Below are 2,503 nucleotides of genomic sequence, written 5' to 3' on the forward strand. Positions count from 1 at the left end.
GAGCGCCATCCACCACAGCGTGGGTTGATAGATCCGGAGTTGTTGCTGGAGAATATTATCGAGGGGCTTGGCATCAGCAGCATTGAGGTCGTATTTGCTGCGCCGGTTGACATTGGCGGAGGCTGCACCCGGCGTGGCATGATCGATCGGGACTGATGTCACTAGTCCGGTCGATTTTCGCTCGTCGGCAGCGGTTTTGAGGATGGTCGTGAGGGGTTTTTCGTAGATATCGACGGCGATCGCGTTATTGTAACTTTTCACGCCCGTGTAGAGGGTGGTGGCAGTATTGGCTGAGTCGGGATAGCTGGCTTTAATGTATTCGCGATCGGTACCGGGCGTCCAGGGGTTCGCGCCACCTTTGACGGGATCGTAACCGACTAAATTACCGACAGGTGGGATCGCGGGAGCGGGAGCATTTTTGCTATGTTGCCCGGGATTAAATTTAGGGTCGAATTTGAAGTTAGGCCGAACGGGACTAGCTCCAGTCAGCTTTTGGGAGTCATCTAGGGCACTTTGATTGCTGCTATACTTACCATCTTTACCCGCGACTGTCGTGCCGTAGGTGGTCGCGAGGGCATAGTTCTGTAACGTTTGCATATTGAGTCCGGAGCCTTTGCCCTGAACATAAAAATCTTTGAGAGTTTTGCCAGTGCTGCCTTGATCGATCGCCGTTTGGATCGCCGCAGCTCTTGCAATTTCCCAACCCATCCCATCCCCAATCATCAGAATTGTATTGAGCTGGCGCACGGTGGTCGGTCGAAATAAGCTAGGGACGATCGTGGTCGCAGCCAATAAAGCGATCGCGCCTAAAATCCACCATTTAAAGGCTTTGTTTTGAAAAATGTTTAGCATTGTGAGCAATCGAGATAAGTTGGGATCGAGTCGATCGAGAAAACAGTAGAACTAGCCACATCTGCGACTGCAACCTTTCTAAACCTACTAACACAGATAGCTTGCCAGTGCGTGTTAAATCGATCGCATTTTAGTTCCAGCAAGCCGATCGATTTTCACTCGTTCGCATCAGGTTCGATCGTGGCTCTTACTGAGTTTATCGACTAGCTTCAAGAGATTGGGGATGCGATATTCACCAGCCATCCGCTCGATCGCTATTTTAGCGGCCACTAGATCGATGCCGATCGCTGTTACATATAAAGGTCGCTGGCTGTTGCCGCGCAACACCTCCGCCTCGGTGGGGGTATCGGCAAATCGATTTTTAGCAACGCCAATAATTACCGCTTTACCGTCGAGAGCATCGTACAAATATTTACCCAAACCTGGTTTTCGATCGGAGCCGAGATAGACATAACCATCGACGATGACGATCGCGGGTAAAGATTCGAGTTGTGCCAAAATTTCCAGAATACATGGCAATTCGCGTTTGTAAAATTGTCCTGGTTCGTACTCGGCAACATGGGCAATTTCGGTCGCGATCTGCTGAAAGGGTGCGGCATCTTGCCAATCTTGAAATAATATCCCCGCGACGAAGGCTTTGTCATCTGGATAATGAACATCAACAGCAAAAATCATCGATCGCACCTCAAATTACCAGCACAATTTATGTTCGATCGATCGGATCGATCCATAAATTGCGCTCTCTACTCTAAATTATGCCAGAGTGCGTGGGTACTCTAAGGATCGATAGTTTTGTGAATTGTCGATCTTTATCAATGCAGATCCGATTGCTACTATCTCACTAATTTAGTCGAGATTTATGACCAAACTGTTGATCGTAACTACAGTTCCTGTAGTGCTCACCAATTTCTTGCTACCATTTGCCACCCATTTTCGCGATCGCGGCTGGCAAGTTGATGCAATGTCTTGTGGCTTTTTAGATACTGATGGTTGCGATCGCTATTTCGATCGACTGTGGGAAGTGCAGTGGTCGCGAAATCCGCTCGATCCGCGCAACTTGCTCGGAACTCCGGCCAAAATTCGCGAGATTGTGGCGCGCGAGCGATATGACATCATTCACGTTCATACACCAGTAGCGGCATTTGTAACGCGGTATGCCCTCAAAGATCTGCGCCATCAACTCAGAGCTAAGGTCATTTATACCGCTCATGGGTTTCATTTCTTGCCAGGAGCCAACCCCCTCAAAAATTGGGTGTTTCTCGCTTTAGAAAAACTGGCGGGAAAGTGGACAGATTATTTAGTAACGATCGTACGGGAAGATGCAGCGGCGATCGAGCGGCATCGCTTGGTACCGCCAGCAGCCTCATTTTACATGCCAGGAATCGGGGTCGATCTCGATTATTACAATCGGCACCAGGTCGCAGATGCTGCCGTCGAGCTGTTCCGTGCGGAGCTAGGCATCGGCGCGAACACACCACTATTGCTCTCTGTCGCCGAATTTACGCGCCGCAAACGGCATCAGGATACAATTGCTGCTTTTGCTAAATTGAATCGACTGGACGTACATTTAGCTATTGCTGGGGATGGGCCACTCCTGACACAAATGAAGCAACTGGCGATCGATCTAGGCGTAGCAGATCGCCTCCATTTT

At 49.5% G+C, this 2,503-nt stretch carries 3 protein-coding genes; 1 reads left to right on the forward strand and 2 read right to left on the reverse strand.

Annotated features, from left to right (window positions below; translation table 11 throughout):
• Nucleotides 1-852: alkaline phosphatase (locus tag RMO84_RS11620; protein ID WP_310488618.1), on the reverse strand; the 852-nt coding region annotated here is incomplete at its 3' end.
• Between the two features lie 168 nt (nt 853-1,020).
• Nucleotides 1,021-1,527 (reverse strand): endonuclease V, encoded by a 507-nt coding sequence (locus RMO84_RS11625; protein WP_310488619.1) that lies wholly within the window; start codon nt 1,525-1,527, stop codon nt 1,021-1,023.
• 184 nt (nt 1,528-1,711) lie between these two features.
• Between RMO84_RS11625 and RMO84_RS11630 the strand changes: the two genes are divergently transcribed.
• Nucleotides 1,712-2,503, forward strand: a 792-nt coding sequence (locus RMO84_RS11630) for a glycosyltransferase (protein WP_310488620.1), incomplete at its 3' end; no start/stop codon positions are given.

Source organism: Chamaesiphon sp. VAR_69_metabat_338, assembly GCF_031423935.1.
Classification (GTDB): Bacteria; Cyanobacteriota; Cyanobacteriia; order Cyanobacteriales; family Chamaesiphonaceae; genus Chamaesiphon.

Bases quoted from the DNA above. Each gene is read 5' to 3' on its own strand.
- RMO84_RS11625 (WP_310488619.1), bottom strand. From the start codon at position 1,527: ATGATTTTTGCTGTTGATGTTCATTATCCAGATGACAAAGCCTTCGTC.